A 14,441-nucleotide genomic window follows, 5' to 3' on the forward strand; every position below is an offset into this window, starting at 1 on the left:
AGCTACCTGAAAGGGGGGCACGAAGCCCCTGTGCTTCAGCCGGGGGTGCTGACATCTTACCCGATTTTGGCTAATCTTAAACCAAAACCTGTTGCCATTCTAAGCGATCGAGAGTCCGTGCGCGTTCGATCGCCACTTCAAAGCTATCTAGTTTCGGGTCAATGGTCAGAGGTTCGCCAATGTAGCCGTGAACCGCCTCCTGAGTTTTTAAGCCATTTCCAGTAATGTAAACAACAGTAGTTTCATCGGGGTCAATTTTACCCGCTTCCACCAGTTTTTTCAACACCGCAATCGTAGTTCCGCCAGCCGTCTCTGTAAAGATACCTTCAGTTTCCGCCAGTAATTTGATACCCTCGATAATTTCAGCATCATTAACTGACTCCACACTACCGCCAGACTTTTTGGCTAATTCTACTGCATACACACCATCAGCCGGATTACCAATAGCGATAGATTTAGCGATCGTATTAGGTTTAACTGGCGTAATAAAGTCGCGATTTTCCTTGAAAGCATGGGCTACAGGAGAGCAACCTTCCGCTTGTGCGCCACTAAAACGCACGGGTTTATCTTCCACTAAACCCACCTTAACAAACTCTTGGAAACCTTTATGAATCTTGGTATATAACGAACCAGAAGCGATCGGCGCTACTACATGATCTGGCAGTCGCCAACCTAACTGCTCTGCTACTTCAAAACCCAGAGTTTTAGAACCTTCCGAATAATAGGGGCGCAGGTTGATATTAACAAAACCCCAACCGTAGGTATTAGCTACTTCTGAACAGAGGCGATTAACTTGGTCATAATTGCCCCTAACTGCCATCAGAATCGGATTATAAATTAATGTTCCTAACACCTTCCCAGCTTCTAAATCGGAGGGAATAAATACACAACAATCTAATCCCGCTTTAGCTGCGATCGCCGCCGTAGAATTCGCTAAATTTCCCGTACTCGCACAGGAAACCGTCGAAAAACCTAACTCTCTAGCGCGGCTGAGAGCCACAGATACCACCCTATCCTTAAAGCTAAGGGTAGGCATATTAACAGCATCATTTTTAATATAAAGATTTTTGAGACCGAGGCGGCGGGCTAACCGTTCTGACTTCACCAACGGAGTCATCCCAGTTCCCACATCAATAACATTATCTGTAGCTACCGGTAAAAAGTGACGATAACGCCAGATCGAATTTGGGCCAGCTTCAATAGTTTCGCGAGTTACCAGTTGGCGAAGGTTGTCATAGTTATAGTGAACTTCCAGGGGACCAAAACACACCTCGCAAACGTGCTTGGCTTCCAGAGCATATTCCGCGCCGCACTCTTTACATTTGAGTTTATCAAAAGTAGCTCCGGCGGTGGGGGTGGTGGTGTGGTTATGGGTTGCCTGGGTCATGACACTTACCTCTGCTTTTTCTGCTGTTCTAACTGTTGGATGAAGACTATCACAGTTGTCAAATTCCCGTCAACCATACCCGACTTTTTTTGTCGGGATTAACAAAAATTCCCTTAAATGGGGAGTTTTAGCGGGTACAGTCCGGGGAGCAGGGTAATCCAAATTTGGGGTAAATAATTTCCGCCCTCACGATAGGATTAAGAAAGATGACCCAAGTCGTACTTTAAAAGGCATTGAGATTAAGACATGGAATTTAGAGCCACAGATACTAACCGCCTAGACTGGAGTGGAGATGTATTAGCGATAGGTCTGTTTGAAGGACAAGTCCAACTGAGTGGGGATTTAGCAGAACTCAATCAAAAACTCGGTGGGACCCTACAAGAACTTATCGAAGAATCAGACTTTCAGGGAAAAGCTGATAGTAGTGCTTCTGGTCGTGTGGGTGGCAATAGTCCCATTCGTAAGGTGGTTTTAGTGGGGTTGGGGTCTGCTGAGGACTACACCCTAGAAGCTATCCGACGTGGTGCGGCTGCGTCAGGACAGGCGGCGAAAGCACTCAAAGGTAAAACCCTGGGTATCAGTTTCCCGGTGGGTAATGCGTCGGAGACGGTGGGGGCTATTGTAGAAGGATTAGAGTTAGTTCTGTATCAGGATAATCGCTTTAAGTCGGAAACTAAGGACAAAGAAATTAAAGTCGAGTCTGTAGATCTGCTAGGGTTTCCGGGTACAGAAGCAGCCATTACCCTGGCTCAACAGGTCTGTTCTGGGGTGTTCTTGGCGCGGGAGTTGGTGGCGGCTCCGGCTAATGAGGTTAACCCCATAACTATGGCAGAATTGGCTAAATCTCTGGCTGCTGAGTATGGGTTGGAACTGGAAATTTTGGAACGGGAAGATTGCGAAAAATTGGGAATGGGAGCATTTTTAGGGGTGGCTCAAGCCTCGGATTTGCCTCCTAAGTTTATCCATCTCACCTATAAACCCCAGGGAACACCGACCCGGAAACTAGCTATTGTGGGTAAGGGTTTGACTTTTGATTCGGGTGGTTTGAACCTGAAACCCACGGGTAGCGGCATCGAAATGATGAAAATGGATATGGCTGGGGCGGCGGCGACTTTTGGCGCGGCTAAGGCGATCGCCACCTTAAAGCCCACAGTTGAGGTGCATTTTATCAGTGCCGTAACCGAAAACATGATTAGCGGCCGTGCTATGCGCCCTGGAGACTTCCTGCGCGCTTCTAATGGCAAAACTATTGAAGTCAATAATACGGACGCTGAAGGGCGTTTAACTTTGGCTGATGCTTTGGTGTTTGCTGACCGCCTAGGGGTTGATGCTATGGTGGATTTAGCAACTCTCACCGGAGCCTGTATCATTGCCTTGGGAGATGATATCGCTGGGTTATGGAGTCCTGATGATCAACTGGCGCAACAGTTACAATCTGCTTCCCAAAAAGCTGGGGAAAAATTCTGGCGGATGCCAATTGAGGAAAGATATTTTGAAGGACTCAAGGCTATTCATGCTGACATGAAAAACACGGGACCTCGGGCGGCGGGTTCGATTACGGCTACTCTGTTCCTGAAACAGTTTGTTAAGGATACCCCTTGGGCTCATTTGGATATTGCTGGCCCAGTTTGGACAGATAAGGATAAGGGCTATAATAAAACTGGTGCGACCGGATTCCCTGTCCGAACCCTGGTGAATTGGGTTCTGGCTAATTCCTAACCAGGATGGCAATTCCCCTATGCAGTTCGGAGGCGATCGCCTGGGGGATTGCTCCCATTTTGCACCTTTTCTGGTTATGGCAATCAATGATCCATTTCCCCGCCAACCGCCAACCCCTTGGTTGGTGAGTAAATGCCTACTATTCCGGTATCTTCTGGAATCGGGTTGTATTAACTGTCACCTATTATCACCATTACTATAGACATCTCAATATTTGGCAACTAATTTGCTAGGTTAATTATGCTTTTCAATGGGGATAACCACCGAATGATGGGTGCTTATAGATAGGTTTTCCCCTAGTGGACAAATATCTGCTCTCTCTGTTGACGGGAAGCGAACCCCAAAAAATAATTTAACAAATGCTAGAATTGTTGGTATATGTTTTTACCCAATTATTAACCTTTGAGCCTCATATAATGCTCAGGGGGTATAGCTTTTCGCCAGAATCACTATCAAACTGGCTACATTTGTGGTTAACTGCTGCGATCGCATTGGTTAGTTACTTGTCAGCAGGTATGCTCAACAATAGCTTATCAATCTATGGCGATCGCTGTAAATTCTCAACCCCAAATCAACCCTTTTGGCGCGGCGGTGGTAATTTCATCGGTAACTCGGGGTTACTCAGCTTGGGGTTAGTCATGGCGGGGAATTTTCAAATACTTGACACAGAAATTGTCTGGTATCCCGTCGGGGGAATATTTGTGATAACTATCTTAGCCATTTTAGGATTACTCGCTACCAACTTAATATTCTTTTGGCTGTGGTGGTTTCAGATACCTATGTTGGGGTTTATCCGCCGCCAGAATTTGACATCTAGCCTAGATAATTCAGCCGCCAATAACTCCCCCAACTCAGGAAATCCCAATCCATTAACTATCAAAGTAAACGCCAAGATCAATAACTGGTCTGCGGAAGATACCATATCCCTGACACAATTTTCTATTGATAAAGCCGCCGATGCGATTTTTTGGATTGGAATAGAAGGAGAAATTATTTATGTGAATGAGTCAGCTTCTCGCCTGTTGGGTTACTCCCCTAGCGAATTATTGTTATTGACGATTCATGATATTAACCCGGATTTTCCGCGAGATTCTTGGCATTTACATTGGCAAATCCTGCGCCGCTGTGGGTCTTTAAAAATTGAGGCTCGCTATCGGACTAAACATAATCGCCTCATTCCCGTGGAAATGATGATTAATCATCTGAACTTTAAAGGTCAGGAATATCAATGTGTGTTTATCCGAGATATTAGCGATCGCAAACAAGTTGAGAGAATGCTGCGGGAACGTCAGGGAGAATTTCGCACCCTGGTTTCTAATATTCCCGGTGCAGTTTATCGCTCTAATTTAGACATTGATCGCACCATGACCTTTATGAGTCCGGGGGTGGAATCTATTACTGGTTATAGCCCTAATGATTTGATTTTAAACCGAACTATCAGCTTTGCAAGTCTGATTCATCCTGATGACCAACAAACAGTTATAGACGCGATTCAAATATCCGTAGAAAAACGCCATCCCTATATTTTAGAGTATCGGTTACGGCGAGCCAATGGTTCCGAACGATGGGTTTATGATAAGGGTCAAGGTATCTTTGATGATGACCAACAAGTTTTATGTTTGGCGGGGGCAATTTTTGATATTACTAAACAAAAACAAGCCTCGGAAGCTCTGCGGATTAATGAGGAGAGGTTACAATTAGCATTAACTGGAACTAATCAGGGTTTATGGGATTGGAATTTAGGCACTGATGAGGTCTATTTTAGCCCTCAATGCCGACAAATGCTGGGTTATGATATGAAGCACATCAACAACCATCCTCGGTCTTGGTTGAAGCTGGTGCATCCTGAAGACCGCCATCAGGTGATTTATTGCTTAAAACAACACTGGCAAAATCACACGCATTTTTGTGAGGTTGAACACCGGATGTTTACCAATAATGGGGGTTGGAAATGGGTGCTTAATCATGGTCAAGTGGTGAGTCGAGATGAGCAAGGTAAACCCCTACGCATGACCGGGACAGTTAGGGATATTAGCGATCGCAAACAGGCTGAAGATGCTTTGCGACAGTCGGAAGCTAGGGAACGCGCCAGAGCATTACAGTTGGAACTAACCCTTAAACAACTCCGACAGGCTCAAGCACAATTAATTCAAAATGAAAAACTTTCCAGTCTGGGTCAAATGGTCGCAGGAATTGCCCATGAAATTAATAACCCAGTTACTTTTATTTATGGTAATATTAGCTATGCGGGTCAATATGTACAAGACTTGTTGGCACTGATTGAATTATATCAGCGATATTATCCACAGCCAGTGGCGGAAATTCGCGATCGCATTGAGGAAGTCGAACTAGGTTTTATTGTAGACGATTTACCCCGCATTTTAGATTCAATGGAAGTCGGCGCAAATCGGATTCGACAGATTGTTTTGTCTCTGCGGAATTTTGCGAGACTTGATGAGTCGGAAATGAAGCCAGTTAATATTCATGAGGGGATTGAGAGTACATTATTAATCCTACAACATCGACTCAAAGGACGACTTCCCACCTTAGAAAAACATGAGTTTCCCGAAATTAAAGTCATTCGTAATTATGGATACTTACCCAAAGTAGAATGTTATGCGGGTCAACTGAATCAGGTATTTTTGAGTATTTTAAGTAATGCAATTGATGCGATTTTAGAAGTAGAAAAACTCGAAAATGGCTTGGTTGACTTCGATCCAACTATTCAGATTAGCACTGAATTAATTAACTCGGATTGGGTGTCAATTAAAATTTCTGATAATGGTTTGGGTATGGAAGAAGATGTGCGAAAACGATTATTTGAGCCATTTTTTACCACTAAACCTGTGGGTCATGGTACCGGCTTAGGATTAGCCATGAGTTATCAAATTGTGGCTAAACATGGGGGAAATTTAACCTGTAAGTCGGTACTAACTAAGGGGTCAGAATTTGCGATCGAAATTCCCCGGCGACCTTCTGTATTAAGCAAAACCGGACGATATTATCTCCCAAGTGAACAGTATTCTAAGATGGAAAATGAACGAGATTCTCTTCAGAGTTGAGGAGAGCCAAATTAACTATAGCATCCCCTTGATTAACTAAGGGATTTTGCTGATTTCCGATAACTAACCCATCAGCAGGAGCCCTGACTTTGACGCTGGTATCACCAAAAGCATCAGATATAACACCTAGGAGTTGGCGCTTATATACCCGTTCCCCCAACTCAATAGATAGTTGTAATATCCCACTACGAGAAGCACGCACCCATTGAGTATTTTGCACTTCTATAGGTTCCAGGGGAAAGTTATCAAATTGGAAGTCATACATATCTAAGGTTTCCATCACCCGTAGGATACCTTGAACGCCAATATAAATAGCATGGGAATTAAATCGTAGCGCCTCCCCTCCTTCATATAGAAGAACCGGAATCCCTTTTTGAGTGGCGGCTTGACGTAGGGAACCATCCCTAAGTTGGGAGTGAATAATCACAGAAGTTCCAAAAGCGCGCGCACATTGGTAGGTAACAGGATCATCTAAGTTGGCTCTAATTTGTGGTAAATTTTTACGGTGACCTGATGCTGTATGTAGGTCAATTCCATGGGTGGAGTGATTGACAATTTCTTGGAGGAATAAATGAGCTAGACGGGAGGCGAGGCTTCCTCTTTTGGAACCCGGAAACGAGCGGTTTAAGTCTCGGCGATCTGGTAAATATCGAGATTGTTCGATAAATCCAAAGACATTGACAATGGGAACAGCAATTAAGGTCCCCCGCAACCGCTTGGGGGAAATTTTTTGCAAGACTTGATGAATGATTTCAACGCCGTTAATTTCGTCGCCGTGAATAGCCGCACTCAGCCAGAGTATAGGTCCGTCTGTATAGCCATTGATGACGATAACGGGTAGGGATAGCATGGTTTGGGTGGGAAGGCGAGCCACGGGGATTTCGATGCGCTTAGTGCGTGCGGGGGGAATTGGGGTGCGGCAAATTTCAAGCATTAATGGACGATCGCTGGTCAGAAAGCGGAACTATAAGAATACACTTATGACATGATTATAGCAGATAATAGCTCATCGATTACTGAGTTTTTTTACTCTGGAGATATTCCCAGGCTAAAAAGATAGCAGCAATGGTTCCGGCTACTTGAATCTTTTGGGTGGCGATCGCATCTATAACTTCAGCCACTGGTATCAGAACCACTTGGATATCTTCGGTGGAGTCCAGTTGGGTCTGGTGCTGCAGTTGCACATTTTCCGCCAAAAATAGGTGAATAGAATTAGTGTCCTTGACGGGATTATCGTATAGGGTAGCTAGGGGAATTAAAGAGGAGGCGACATAACCTGTTTCTTCCCTAAGTTCCCGTAAGGCGGCGACGGTGGGGGTTTCGGTAGCCGGGTCAAAACCGCCAGCGGGGAGTTCTAATAAAATCTGCTCGACTCCATGTCGGTATTGGCGAACAAAAATCACCTGCTGGTCTTCGGTGACAGCAAAAACTAAGGCGACATCAGGCCGAATATTGATAAAAAAATCATCTATAATATTCCCATCGGGAAGGGCGATCGCATCTTGGCGCACCCGACACCAAGGATGATCTATGATCATTTGCGATCGCAGTCTTTTCCACTTTTGCATGAGTTTCCAAATCTAGGAGTTAGGGTTGCATTCTAACTAAAAACATGATACTAACTCCAGAGATGAGCTATAGTAGCAATCAGCTTTTCTCAGAAAACTTTTTTTGATGTGGCGATCATGCAAAACAAGTATAGACCGTTTCCAGTGTCACTTGGTTTTTCCAGTGCCGCGCCAACCCAACCACTCCCAATCGGGAAATTGACACGGCCGCGGTTCCCTAGTCTTTTCAAATTAGGTCTAACTACAGCGATCGCCACTTTGATAGTAGGTACAGAGGCGATCGTCAACACAGTTTTAGCCGTTACCGTTCCCCAGTGGACCCTCAACCCCAATAACGGAACCGTTCAAGTCCAACTACCAGAAGGAGTTAGACCCCGACTAGCCGTAGTCCAACAACCCAGCCGCATTATTATCGACCTACCAGATACAGATTTAGGTGTTAATGTCACCGAACTCTACGAGTCCGGCTTAGTGCGTCGGGTCAGCGTTAGCCAACTTGAACCCACCGTAGCGCGAATGACAGTTGATTTCGCTCCTGGCTTCATTCTTGATGACAGAGAAATTCAACTCAGACGAGTTGGCGTAGAAAATCAGTGGGTATTGCGTCCCGTTTTGTTAGCCCGTCGTCAACCCCCCGCAGAAAATAACTTAACCACAACCCCCATAACTCAGTCTCCCACATCCGCCAATATTTCCCCCCAATTAACCCCCCAACCACGCCCCATCAGCGCCTTACCCAATCCTCAACCCCAACCTTTCCCAGATGTTGAATTTCTGCGAGTCCCCCTAAATCGCCCCACCCAAACCAGCTTGGTGAGACCAGAGCCACTTGCTCAACAAGTCGGAACTCAAATTCTCCCCATGTCCAACACCACCGCTGTTATCCCCTTTGGTCAACCTCTACCCACAGAATTACCACCACCTAGCCAAGGTTTTCGACCCGTACCAGAACCCCAACGCCCCGACCGTCGTATTTTATTACCCGTCGGTACAACTGTGACTCTCCAATATCCTGGAATTGACGATGTGCGCCTAAAATCCCAATTCAACCGCCAAGATGTTTTACTTTTGCAAGGGGGAATTGTAGACGCAGCAGGTAATTTTGTCGTACCTCCAGATACCCCTGTCGTCGGAAGGTTTGAAACCACTAATCAGGGAACCCGTTTTGTCGCCCAAGCCATTAACTTAGAAGGTCGTAGCATTCCCTTTGTGGCTGAATCAACTTGGATTCCAGGTGCGAGACCAATTAAGCCGGAAAATGTGGCTATTGGGTCAGGAGTTGGCGGTTTGGGAGGATTACTCGTTAGTGGTTTTGATGGATTGGGATTCCTAGCTGGGGCTGTGGGAGGGGCTGTTGTTGGCGCTATTAGTTCCCCTCAACAGCATATTCTTGAACCGGGTCAGGTTGTCCAAGTCCGATTGGTTCAGGAATTAGCCCAAAATGACTTTTTGCTAGGAATCACCCCAGCTTTACCAACTGGCCCACGATTTTAAAGGGTTTTAAAAGCGATCGGCCTCCGGTCTAGGACGGTTCGGGATGAGACCTGATTGATTCAGAAAATCGTTCTGGGCGCTATTGTTTTGGTAAATACAGCTTACCTCTGCATCATCGTTCAGGTCTCCCGTATAGCCAAAGGTGTTCATCCGGTGTTTACAGTCTCTTTCCTCTTCCACGGTGATCAGGTTCCGCTGTCTCAGTAGAGCCCAGTTACTGGTCCGCAAAACGCATCCGGGTTGCATCCGAGGTTGAGCGACGAAAACACTAAACGGGTTCAGGGTCACAAATACCCGTAAATCTGTCACCATGGCACTGGCTCCGAATTTAACACAGATTTCTGGGTTGGGAGCGCTGCGATCAATGAATTCGCTGGATGCTACATTCTGGGGGGTTAGGGTGGCGGTGGAACTTATCGCCATACCTATACCAATTCCCAACACCAGAACGCCTGCTATCACTGCCATCGCGGTATAGTTAAAGGCGGAAGCTATGGGAGATGTGGGCTTAGTTCTACGTTTCATGAGCTTTTGGAATACCGTGATCAATTTTTATTCTCTACCGAGAGCTGCATTTTAAGGCTCTGCACCCTATTGTAGACATGACGATCACTCTTTTGGGTTCAGCAGTTAGGATTTTTCACCGCTAAACTTTTCTACACACCGCACAAACATTTCTACCCCCATACTTAGGGCGGTTTCGTCAAAGTCAAACCGAGGATGATGGTGCGGATAAGCTAAATTGCGATCGCTATTAGCAGACCCCATGAAAAAATAACACCCCGGTACTTCTTGCAGGAAAAATGACATATCCTCACCTCCCATAGTCTGACATTTTGGCACTATCCCCGCTGGCGTTTCTACCACACATTCCGCCACGCTTCTCACCAAATTGGCTAGGGATGGATCGTTAATTACTGGCGGATAATTGTGTTGATAATTTAACTCATATCTCGCCCCATGACTTTGACAAATTCCCGCCACAATTGACTCGATTCGGTTGCTAAAATATTCATTAAATTGAGGATTGAAATAGCGGACTGTCCCCTTGATTGTCGCTTGGTCTGCAATCACATTATGAGCATCTCCAGCATGGAAAGAACCCACAGTGACCACGGCAGACTCTAAGGGGTCAACATTCCTTGCTACAATGGTTTGCAGGTTATTAACAATTTGGGAACCTAACAAGATTGCATCTATGGTTTGATGCGGCATCCCTCCATGTCCCCCTTTCCCCAATATGCGACATTCAAAGATATCTACCGCCGCCATTAACGCACCAGCACGCACCCCCACCGTTCCCAATGGCAAATTATTCCACAAATGCAACCCCAAAATTGCCTCAACATCAGGATTTTTTAAAACCCCAGCTTCAATCATGGGCAATGCGCCGCCTGGCCCCTCTTCAGCAGGTTGAAAGATTACTTTTATTGTACCACACAAATACTGTCTGTGTTGCGATAAATAATAGGCAGTTCCTAGGGCGATCGCTGTATGTCCGTCATGACCGCAAGCGTGCATAATGCCATCATGACAAGATTTATAACTCACCTCATTTTGTTCTTGAATAGGTAAGGCATCAAAATCCGCCCGAATTGCTAAAACTGGCCCCGGTTGATGACCTTCAATAATGGCTACAATTCCGGTTTCGGCAATTTGTGTTTGATGATTAATTCCCCATTCCTCTAGTTTTTCGGCAATAAACTTAGCGGTTAGTTTTTCTTGAAATGCTAACTCTGGGTATTGGTGAATATGCCGCCGCCACTTAACTAACTGTGGCTGTAGTGCTTGAATTGCCGGGCGAATTTTCTCGGTGCTGACCCGGTGGGGAGTGGAGACAGTTGCAGTCATAGATGATTTATAATGGCTGTGGGTGTACTAATTTTATCATGATTTTAGCAGATAATCAGCCCTAGGGGAATTCTGCCTTTTTCTTCCTCTAGGTGATGAAAATTGACAGCGATCGCGATAAAATTGGAGTGGTGCAGTCCTTAGCAATTCCTGCCTAGGCTAACCACCATCATCAGTATATATCAGATTTGACCTATGTTAAGTTATTCGCGGATTTTCTTAATTTCAGCATTAGGACTGGGAACCTTACTCCCTAACCCGGCTATATCAGTTCCCCATATAGTGGTTTCATCTCCATTGTTATTAGCCCAAAATCAACCCTTCCAAATTAGTGAAATGCAAATGGTGACTAATGAAACCCTCACCGCCGGACGTTATACGGTAGAAGGTAAACTGACTAATCAGAGTTCAGAGGTAGTGCGATCGCTACAAGTAGTTTATCGTTTATACCGTCAGGAAGGTAATATTTTAGTGGAAGTAGAAAGCCACCAAGCCACCGTTAGCCCAGGGGAGTTACAACCTGGAGAAACTGGTAAATTTGGCTGGGCTTTTGCGGAGGTTCCCCAGGTGTTTTTCATAGAAGCGATCGCCTCAGAAGACGGAACCACAGAAATTAATCAGTGCTATGCTGATGGTTTAGCTAGGCGAGAAATGTGTCGCCTACAGCTTAATCCTCAAGCCGTTTATCCCCTCATTATCAACAACTAATTACCAACCATAGGATAACTCAAACATGAGCCAACTTTACCCTCCCATAGAACCCTACGCCGAAGGCAAACTACAAGTTAGTTCCTTACATACCATTTATTTTGAACAGTCCGGGAACCCAGAAGGTAAACCAGTGGTGATACTTCATGGGGGACCCGGCGGCGGATGCTTACCAGAATATCGTCGATATTTTGACCCCGAAAAGTGGCGAATTATCATGTTTGACCAACGGGGATGCGGTCAAAGTATCCCCCATGCAGAATTAGAAGAAAATACGACTTGGCATTTAGTAGAAGATATCGATCGCCTGCGAAATCACCTAAATATTAACAGTTGGGTGGTGTTTGGTGGTAGTTGGGGAAGTACCCTATCCCTAGCCTATAGTCAGACTTACCCCCAACATTGTCAAGGGTTGATTTTGCGGGGTATTTTCATGTTAAGAAAAGCCGAACTACAATGGTTTTATCAGGAGGGAGCCAGCTACATTTTCCCTGATGCTTGGCAGGAATATATCAAACCTATTCCCCCAGAAGAACGTCACGATTTAATCTCAGCTTATTATCGTCGTTTAACCAGTGATGACCCCCAAATACAATTGGCGGCGGCTAAGGCTTGGTCAATTTGGGAAGCCAGCACCAGTAAATTATTGCCAGATCAGCATTTAATCCAAAGATTTGGTGATGGCAATTTTGCCACGGCTTTCGCTAGAATTGAATGCCACTATTTTGTCAATCAAGGTTTTTTTGAATCCGAAGACCAACTATTAGTTAATGTTCAGCGTATCCGTCATATTCCAGCGGCGATCGTTCAGGGTCGTTATGATGTAGTTTGTCCCATGAAAACCGCCTGGGAATTGCATCAGGCTTGGCCGGAAGCCGAGTTAATTATTATTCCTGATGCTGGACATTCCATGAGTGAACCAGGCATTCAAAAAGCGCTAATTGACATATCAGATAAATTTGCCACCTTATAGGTTAGATACCCTCTCCCAGTGTAGGAGAGGAGAGGGGTGAGGATGAATATAACCGGGGTATGACGCACCGGAGGGGGGATTAATTCAGGTTTTCGAGTTTGATGCGAGGGTCTACTGATTTTAAAAGTAAATCCGCCAAAAGATTACCCAGAATCAGCATAACAGCACCCATCATTAAACTAGCCATAACTAGATAAAGGTCCTGTTGTCTAACTGCTTCTAAAGTTAACCTTCCTAGTCCCGGCCAGTTAAAAAAGGTTTCGGCAATAAAAGCGCCGCCTAATAAACTAGCGAATTCAAATCCTAATAAGGTAATTAAAGGATTAATGGCATTTCGGAGAGCGTGAACATAAATCACTCGGTTTTCTGGGAGACCTTTAGCGCGCGCCGTTTGGATATAGTCTTGACGTAAGACATCGAGTAATTGACCGCGCATGAGTCGCTGTAAACCCGCGAAACTGGTTATACTTAAAGCCAGGGTTGGTAAAATCATGTGCCAAGCAATATCACCGATTTTCCCCAAGAGAGACAAATCAGGATAGTCTATGCTGGTCATACCTCCAACGGGAAAAAGAGGGGAAGTTTTTTGGGCTAAAAATAGTAACAGTAAGGCGGTGATGAAACTGGGGAACCCTTGACCAGTGTAGCTGATTACTTGTAGGGTGCGATCGACTCGGCGGTTTTGATTAACGGCGGCCAAAATTCCTAGGGGAAGTGCGATCGCCCAAGTTAGAATGAGGGAAGAAATAGCTAACAGTAGGGTAGCGGGGACTCTTTCCCAGAGTAAATCCGTGACCGATCGCTGATTTTCAAAACTATAGCCAAAGTTCCCCCTAGTGACAATTTGGGTTAGCCAATTCCAATATTGGATAATAGGAGGTTGGTCTAATCCGAATTGTTCTCTAAACTGATTGAGAGTGTCCTCAGAAATTTGGGGATTATTGATATATTTATCAAGATAATCACCCGGAGCCAGTTGGACGATCGCAAAACAGAGTACAGAAGCCAATAGCAGAGTAATCAGCGCCTGAAAAAGTCGTTTCGCCACATACAACAAGTTATCAGAGTCAATGCTCATATTTTTTTTTCAGTCATAATCAATTAAAGTGACAATGGGGACATCAGGTAATTGATTTCGTCCCCCCAAGGCCTTTAACTCGATGATAAAAGCAAAACCCACCAAATGACACTGAGCCTCTTGTACCAATTGAGCCGTGGCCGCCGCCGTTCCCCCGGTAGCTATCAGATCATCAACAATCAGAACCTTGCTACCTGGTGCCATGGCATCAATGTGCATTTCCAGGCGATCGCTCCCATATTCTAACTGGTATTGTGCAGTGATGACCTGTCCTGGTAGCTTCCCAGGTTTTCGCACGGGGATAAACCCACAACCCAACTGATAAGCCAGGGGAACCCCAAACAGAAACCCACGGGACTCCATACCCACGACATAATCTGGGGAGAGGCGATCGCACTTATCCTTCAAAGTGTCAATCGTATAGCGTAAGCCCTGAGAATCCCTTAACAGGGTAGTAATATCTCTAAAGACAATACCGGGCTTAGGAAAATCTGGGATATCGCGAATAAAAGATTTAAGATCCATCAGGGTAATGTAAATATTAGGAGCATGATTTCATCTCAAATTAGGTTAACATTTTACGGCAATACGGTATAATACT

12 protein-coding genes are annotated in these 14,441 nt (G+C 45.2%); 5 read left to right on the forward strand and 7 right to left on the reverse strand.

All coding sequences use genetic code 11. The features are described 5' to 3' along the window. Positions 1 to 76: 76 nt before the first annotated feature. Positions 77 to 1,387 (reverse strand): threonine synthase, encoded by a 1,311-nt coding sequence (thrC, locus tag P5683_RS17855; RefSeq protein WP_006618431.1) that lies wholly within the window; start codon positions 1,385 to 1,387, stop codon positions 77 to 79. A gap of 246 nt (positions 1,388 to 1,633) precedes the next feature. On the opposite strand from thrC, the gene P5683_RS17860 reads away from it, so the two are divergent. Together P5683_RS17860 and P5683_RS17865 are read left to right on the forward strand one after the other, a co-directional pair. Then, positions 1,634 to 3,106, forward strand: coding sequence for a leucyl aminopeptidase (locus P5683_RS17860; protein WP_006618432.1), 1,473 nt, complete (start codon positions 1,634 to 1,636; stop codon positions 3,104 to 3,106). Between the two features lie 359 nt (positions 3,107 to 3,465). Beyond that, a complete protein-coding gene (locus P5683_RS17865) occupies positions 3,466 to 6,168 on the forward strand; it encodes a PAS domain-containing protein (RefSeq protein ID WP_315639679.1) in 2,703 nt (900 codons plus the stop codon). Here the strand turns inward: P5683_RS17865 and P5683_RS17870 are convergent. Then, positions 6,131 to 7,102, reverse strand: coding sequence for a succinylglutamate desuccinylase/aspartoacylase family protein (locus tag P5683_RS17870; RefSeq protein WP_315639678.1), 972 nt, complete (start codon positions 7,100 to 7,102; stop codon positions 6,131 to 6,133). The genes P5683_RS17865 and P5683_RS17870 overlap by 38 nt on opposite strands. Positions 7,103 to 7,181: 79 nt before the next feature. Beyond that, positions 7,182 to 7,736, reverse strand: coding sequence for an NUDIX hydrolase (locus P5683_RS17875; RefSeq protein ID WP_315641826.1), 555 nt, complete (start codon positions 7,734 to 7,736; stop codon positions 7,182 to 7,184). 198 nt (positions 7,737 to 7,934) lie between these two features. On the opposite strand from P5683_RS17875, the gene P5683_RS17880 reads away from it, so the two are divergent. Then, on the forward strand, positions 7,935 to 9,230 hold the full coding sequence (locus tag P5683_RS17880) for an AMIN domain-containing protein (RefSeq protein WP_315641825.1): 1,296 nt from the start codon (positions 7,935 to 7,937) through the stop codon (positions 9,228 to 9,230). Between the two features lie 6 nt (positions 9,231 to 9,236). Here the strand turns inward: P5683_RS17880 and P5683_RS17885 are convergent, their stop codons facing one another. Continuing rightward, complete coding sequence (locus P5683_RS17885) at positions 9,237 to 9,755, reverse strand: DUF3172 domain-containing protein (protein ID WP_006670145.1); 519 nt, start codon at positions 9,753 to 9,755, stop codon at positions 9,237 to 9,239. A gap of 105 nt (positions 9,756 to 9,860) precedes the next feature. Next, positions 9,861 to 11,081 carry a M20 family metallopeptidase gene (locus tag P5683_RS17890; protein WP_006620707.1) on the reverse strand — a complete coding sequence of 407 codons (1,221 nt, stop codon included), beginning with the start codon at positions 11,079 to 11,081 and terminating at the stop codon, positions 9,861 to 9,863. A gap of 195 nt (positions 11,082 to 11,276) precedes the next feature. On the opposite strand from P5683_RS17890, the gene P5683_RS17895 reads away from it, so the two are divergent. After that, complete coding sequence (locus P5683_RS17895; protein WP_006620708.1) at positions 11,277 to 11,789, forward strand: FxLYD domain-containing protein; 513 nt, start codon at positions 11,277 to 11,279, stop codon at positions 11,787 to 11,789. Positions 11,790 to 11,814: 25 nt separating this feature from the next. Continuing rightward, entirely contained in the window at positions 11,815 to 12,762 is a 948-nt protein-coding gene (gene pip / locus P5683_RS17900) for a prolyl aminopeptidase (RefSeq protein ID WP_006670147.1), read from the forward strand. Between the two features lie 79 nt (positions 12,763 to 12,841). On the opposite strand, the gene P5683_RS17905 is transcribed toward pip, so the two are convergent. Next, positions 12,842 to 13,840 (reverse strand): ABC transporter permease, encoded by a 999-nt coding sequence (locus tag P5683_RS17905; RefSeq protein WP_006620710.1) that lies wholly within the window; start codon positions 13,838 to 13,840, stop codon positions 12,842 to 12,844. Positions 13,841 to 13,849: 9 nt separating this feature from the next. Beyond that, positions 13,850 to 14,365: an adenine phosphoribosyltransferase gene (locus tag P5683_RS17910; protein WP_315639676.1), complete on the reverse strand. Its 516-nt coding sequence runs from the start codon at positions 14,363 to 14,365 to the stop codon at positions 13,850 to 13,852. Positions 14,366 to 14,441: the final 76 nt, after the last annotated feature.

Source organism: Limnospira sp. PMC 1279.21 (assembly GCF_032349615.1).
Classification (GTDB): Bacteria; Cyanobacteriota; Cyanobacteriia; order Cyanobacteriales; family Microcoleaceae; genus Limnospira; species Limnospira fusiformis.

Coding starts and splice junctions, on each gene's coding strand:
- P5683_RS17905 (WP_006620710.1), bottom strand. CDS start 13,840: ATGAGCATTGACTCTGATAACTTGTTGTATGTGGCGAAACGACTTTTT.
- P5683_RS17885 (WP_006670145.1), bottom strand. CDS start 9,755: ATGAAACGTAGAACTAAGCCCACATCTCCCATAGCTTCCGCCTTTAAC.
- P5683_RS17875 (WP_315641826.1), bottom strand. CDS start 7,736: ATGCAAAAGTGGAAAAGACTGCGATCGCAAATGATCATAGATCATCCT.
- P5683_RS17890 (WP_006620707.1), bottom strand. CDS start 11,081: ATGACTGCAACTGTCTCCACTCCCCACCGGGTCAGCACCGAGAAAATT.
- P5683_RS17895 (WP_006620708.1), top strand. CDS start 11,277: ATGTTAAGTTATTCGCGGATTTTCTTAATTTCAGCATTAGGACTGGGA.
- P5683_RS17870 (WP_315639678.1), bottom strand. CDS start 7,102: ATGCTTGAAATTTGCCGCACCCCAATTCCCCCCGCACGCACTAAGCGC.
- pip (WP_006670147.1), top strand. CDS start 11,815: ATGAGCCAACTTTACCCTCCCATAGAACCCTACGCCGAAGGCAAACTA.
- thrC (WP_006618431.1), bottom strand. CDS start 1,387: ATGACCCAGGCAACCCATAACCACACCACCACCCCCACCGCCGGAGCT.
- P5683_RS17910 (WP_315639676.1), bottom strand. CDS start 14,365: ATGGATCTTAAATCTTTTATTCGCGATATCCCAGATTTTCCTAAGCCC.
- P5683_RS17865 (WP_315639679.1), top strand. CDS start 3,466: ATGCTAGAATTGTTGGTATATGTTTTTACCCAATTATTAACCTTTGAG.
- P5683_RS17860 (WP_006618432.1), top strand. CDS start 1,634: ATGGAATTTAGAGCCACAGATACTAACCGCCTAGACTGGAGTGGAGAT.